Raw genomic sequence first — 4,468 nt, forward strand, 5'->3', positions numbered from 1 at the left:
GTGGGAAGGGGCGGGGGCGGGCGGTTCCGGGTCGCGGGGACGCCCGGCAGCCAGGATATCCGCGCGCGCAGCGGATAGGTTGGCGGCATGGCCCGGGCCCAGTTCAGCGCAGAGACCAGCGGCGGCGGCGAGTTCGTCCGCCAGCCCAACCGGTTCACCGGTCGGGTCACCCCGGACTCCGACTCCCCGCCCGGCGGCGGGCCGGACGCGCAGGGCCGGTGGCCGCTGGAGCCGGGCCGCTACCGGCTGATCTGGTGCCGGGCCTGCCCGTGGGCGCACCGGGCCCGGATCGTGCGCGGACTGCTCGGCCTTCAGGACGCGATCTCCCTCGGCACGGTGGACCCGATCCGCGACGAGCGGGGCTGGCGGTTCGCCCTCGACCCCGACGGGTTCGACCCGGTGCTCGGCATCGGCTTCCTCTCCGAGGCGTACCTGGCCACCGATCCCGACTACACCGGGCGGGTCACCGTGCCGGCGCTGGTCGACACGCGCACCGGCCGGGTGGTCACCAACGACTATCCGCAGCTCACCCTGGACCTGTCGACCCAGTGGCGCAGCCTGCACCGGCCCGGGGCGCCCGACCTCTACCCGCAGGCGCTGCGGCCGGAGCTGGACGCCCTGATGGCGGAGATCCACCGGGACGTGAACAACGGCGTCTACCGGTGCGGCTTCGCCACCTCGCAGGCCGCGTACGACGAGGCGTTCACGGGGCTGTTCGCCCGGCTCGACGCGCTGTCGGAGCGGCTGGCGGGCCGGCGCTACCTGATGGGCGACGCGATCACCGAGGCCGACGTGCGGCTCTTCACGACCCTGGTCCGCTTCGACGTGGCGTACCACGGGCACTTCAAGTGCAACCGGCACAAGCTCACCGAGCTGCCGGTGCTCTGGGCGTACGCGCGGGACCTGTTCCAGACCCCGGGCTTCGGCGAGACGGTCGACTTCGACCACATCAAGCGGCACTACTACGGCACCCACGCGGCGATCAACCCGACGGGGATCGTCCCGCTGGGCCCCGACACCTCCGGCTGGACCACGCCGCACGGGCGTGGCTGAGCCGCGCCGGGCCGGCCCGCGCGCCGCCCCGCCCCGGGCCGCCGCCGCGTCGGCGTCCGCCGCCTGCGTCGCGGCGGGCGCGGTCGCGGTGACCGTCGCCGTGGTCGCCGGTCCGGGGCCGGGTCCGACCGGGTACGTCAGCGAGGCGGGCGTCACCGACAGCGCGTACGCCCCGGCGTACCGGATCGGGGTCTTCGCCCTGGCCGCCGGGCTGCTGCTGCTCGCGGCGGCGCTGCCCCGGGCGCTGCGGGCGGCGGCCGGGCTGCTCGCGGTCGGGGGCCTCTTCACGCTGGTCTCCGGGGCGGTGACGTGCAGCGCGGGCTGCCCGCTGCCGCCGTTCGAGCGGGCCACCACGGCGGACCTGGTGCACGGCGCGGCGAGCATCCTCGCGGTGGCCGCGGTGGTCTTCGCCATGCTGGCGATCGCGCTCACCCGGGCCGCGCCGCCGGCGCTGCGCCGGCTGGCCGCGGTGGCCCTGGCGGCGGCCCTGCCGCTGGCGGGGGCGACCGCCGTGGCCCTGGTCGCCGTCGGGCGTGGCGGCCTGATCGCGGTCCTGGAGCGGTTGCTGCTGCTGGTGGCCGTCCTCTGGGGCGCGGCCACCGCGACCGCCGTCGCCCTCCGCCGACAGTCGAGGGCGCCCCGTCGACGCCCGCGATAGCCGTGGGGCCCCTTCCGCGCATCCGCTGTAAGGAGCGTCACCGTGATGGCTCCTTCCGCTGCATCGACCACCGGCGCTAGCCTCGGCGGCGATGACCAACGTCTGGCACCTGACCGTGCGCCTGTATGTCGACCTCCGACTGCAGGCCAGCGGCGTCTGTCCGGCGCAGCCGCTCTCCTGACGCTGCCCGTTCCGACCTCCAGACCCTGGGACACATCCTCATGGCTTCCGCCCTGCGCAAGATCCCCTTCTCCGTGCAGATCCTGCTCGGCCTCGTCCTCGGCGTGGCGCTCGGCTTCCTCGCCCGCGCCAACGACCTGAGCTGGCTCGCCAGCACCCTCGACACCGTCGGCGGCCTCTTCGTCCAGCTGCTCAAGCTGGCCGTGCCGCCGCTGGTCTTCACCGCCATCGTGGTCAGCGTCGTCAGCCTGCGCGGGGTGACCAACGCCGCCCGGCTGGCGCTGAAGACCCTGCTCTGGTTCGGCGTCACCGCGCTGATCGCGGTGGGCGTCGGCATCGGGCTCGGCGTGCTCACCGACCCGGGCCGCGGCGTCACCCTCGACACCGCCGGCGCCACCGCGCCCACGAGGACCGGCTCGTGGACCGACTTCCTCACTGGCATCGTGCCGACCAACCCGGTCGGCGCGTTCGTCGACGGCAACGTGCTCCAGATCGTCTTCCTGGCCCTCGTCGTCGGCGCGGCGGCGCTGCTGGTCGGCGAGGCCGCGGAGCCGTTCGTGGCGATCAACCGCGCGCTGCTGGAGATCGTGCAGAAGGCGCTGTGGTGGGTCATCCGGCTCGCCCCGATCGGCACCCTCGGCCTGATCGGCAACGCCGTCGCCTCGTACGGCTGGGACCTGGTGGCCCCGCTCGCCAAGTTCACCACCGCCGTCTACGTCGGCTGCGCGATCGTGCTCTTCGTGGTCTACCCGCTGCTGCTGGTGGGCGCCGGCCGGCTCAACCCGCTGCGCTTCTTCGCCGGCGCCTGGCCCGCGATCGAGCTGGCCTTCGTCTCCCGCTCCTCGGTGGGCACGATGCCGGTGACCCAGCGCTCGGTCGAGCGCCTCGGCGTCCCCCGCGAGTACGCCTCGTTCGCGGTGCCGTTCGGCGCCACCACGAAGATGGACGGCTGCGCGGCCATCTACCCGGCGCTGGCGGCGATCTTCGTCGCCCAGGTCTTCGGGGTGGACCTCGGGGTCACCGACTACCTGCTGATCGCCTTCGTCTCGGTGGTCGGTTCGGCGGCCACCGCCGGCCTGACCGGCGCGATCGTGATGCTCACCCTGACGCTGAGCACGCTGGGCCTGCCGCTGGCCGGCGCCGGCCTGCTGCTGGCGATCGACCCGATCCTCGACATGATCCGCACCGCCACCAACGTCGCCGGCCAGGCGCTGGTGCCGACGATCGTCGCCGCCCGCGAGGGCACCCTGGACCGGGCCGCGTACGACTCGGCGGGCCGGCGGTCGACGCTGGCCCCGACCGACGCCGAGGCCGGTGCCGGCCCGCGCCGGGCCGAGGACCTGAGTCCCGTACCGGCCTGAGCCATCCGGCACGCCCGCGCACCGGGCCGGGACCGACGTCGCCGGCCGAGCCGCGGCACCACCCGACGAGTCGGGGAGGGCCCCCGGGGTGGGGCCCACCCCCCCCCCCCCCCCCCCCCCCCGCGCCCGGAGAGGATGACCCCATGAGTGCCCTGTTCACCCCGCTCACCCTGCGCACGGTGACCCTGCCCAACCGGATCGCCCTGGCGCCGATGTGCCAGTACACCGCCGGCCCGGACGGCCTGCCCACCGACTGGCACCTGGTGCACCTGGGCGCCCGGGCGGTCGGCGGCGCCGGCCTGGTGATGACCGAGGCCACGGCCGTGCTGCCCGAGGGGCGGATCAGCCCGCAGGACACCGGGCTCTGGTCCGCCGCGCACGTCGACGCCTGGCGGCCGGTGACCGCGTTCGTCACCGCGCACGGCGCGGCGCCGGTCGTGCAGCTCGCGCACGCCGGGTTCAAGGCGTCGACGTACCGGCCGTGGGCGCCCCGGCGGGGCGGGGTGCCCGACGCCGAGGGTGGCTGGACGCCGGTCGGCCCGGGGTCCGCGCCGTTCGTGCCCGACTACCGGGTGCCGACCGCGCTGGACGAGGCGGGCATCGCCGGCGTCGTCGAGGCGTTCGCGGCGGCGGCCGGCCGGGCGGTCGACGCCGGGTTCGCGGCCGTGGAGATCCACGCCGCGCACGGCTACCTGCTGCACGAGTTCCTCTCCCCGCTGACGAACCACCGCAACGACGGCTGGGGCGGGAACCGGTCCGGCCGGATGCGGCTGACCCTGGAGGTGGCGCGGGCGGTCCGCGCGGCGGTCGGCGAGGACGTGCCCGTGCTGACCCGCATCTCGGCCACCGACTGGGAGCCGGCCGGCTGGACGGCGGAGGACAGCGTGGTGCTCGCCGGCGAGCTGGCCGCCGCCAGGGTGGACCTGGTCGACTGCTCCTCGGGCGGCGCGTCGGCCACCGCGACCGTCCCGGTCGGTCCGGGCTACCAGGTGCCGCTGGCCGCCCGGGTGCGCCGGGAGGCGGGGGTGGCGACCGGCGCGGTCGGCCTGATCGTCGAGCCGGAACAGGCCGAGGAGATCGTCGCGTCCGGCGACGCCGACCTGGTCCTGCTCGGCCGGGAGCTCCTGCGGGATCCGTACTGGCCGCACCGGGCCGCCGCCAAGCTCGGCGCCACCCCCACCTGGCCCGACCAGTACGCCCGCGCCACCTGACCCAC

General features: G+C 75.7%; 4 protein-coding genes. All 4 read left to right on the top strand.

The features are described 5' to 3' along the window. Positions 1-87: 87 nt before the first annotated feature. The gene (locus tag ACSNN9_RS27805) at positions 88-1,053 is read left to right on the top strand and encodes a glutathione S-transferase family protein (RefSeq protein ID WP_436676263.1); all 966 of its coding nucleotides are present in this window, start codon (positions 88-90) and stop codon (positions 1,051-1,053) included. Next, positions 1,046-1,711 carry a DUF998 domain-containing protein gene (locus ACSNN9_RS27810; protein ID WP_436676265.1) on the top strand — a complete coding sequence of 222 codons (666 nt, stop codon included), beginning with the start codon at positions 1,046-1,048 and terminating at the stop codon, positions 1,709-1,711. The genes ACSNN9_RS27805 and ACSNN9_RS27810 overlap by 8 nt, the downstream gene beginning before the upstream one ends. A 233-nt stretch (positions 1,712-1,944) precedes the next feature. Then, complete coding sequence (locus tag ACSNN9_RS27815; protein WP_436676269.1) at positions 1,945-3,252, top strand: dicarboxylate/amino acid:cation symporter; 1,308 nt, start codon at positions 1,945-1,947, stop codon at positions 3,250-3,252. Between the two features lie 143 nt (positions 3,253-3,395). Further along, positions 3,396-4,463, top strand: coding sequence for an NADH:flavin oxidoreductase/NADH oxidase (locus tag ACSNN9_RS27820; RefSeq protein ID WP_436676267.1), 1,068 nt, complete (start codon positions 3,396-3,398; stop codon positions 4,461-4,463). The last annotated feature ends 5 nt before the right edge of the window (positions 4,464-4,468 follow it).

Source organism: Micromonospora sp. URMC 107 (genome assembly GCF_051386315.1).
Lineage (GTDB): Bacteria > Actinomycetota > Actinomycetes > Mycobacteriales > Micromonosporaceae > Micromonospora.

Coding starts and splice junctions, on each gene's coding strand:
- ACSNN9_RS27820 (WP_436676267.1), top strand. CDS start 3,396: ATGAGTGCCCTGTTCACCCCGCTCACCCTGCGCACGGTGACCCTGCCC.
- ACSNN9_RS27805 (WP_436676263.1), top strand. CDS start 88: ATGGCCCGGGCCCAGTTCAGCGCAGAGACCAGCGGCGGCGGCGAGTTC.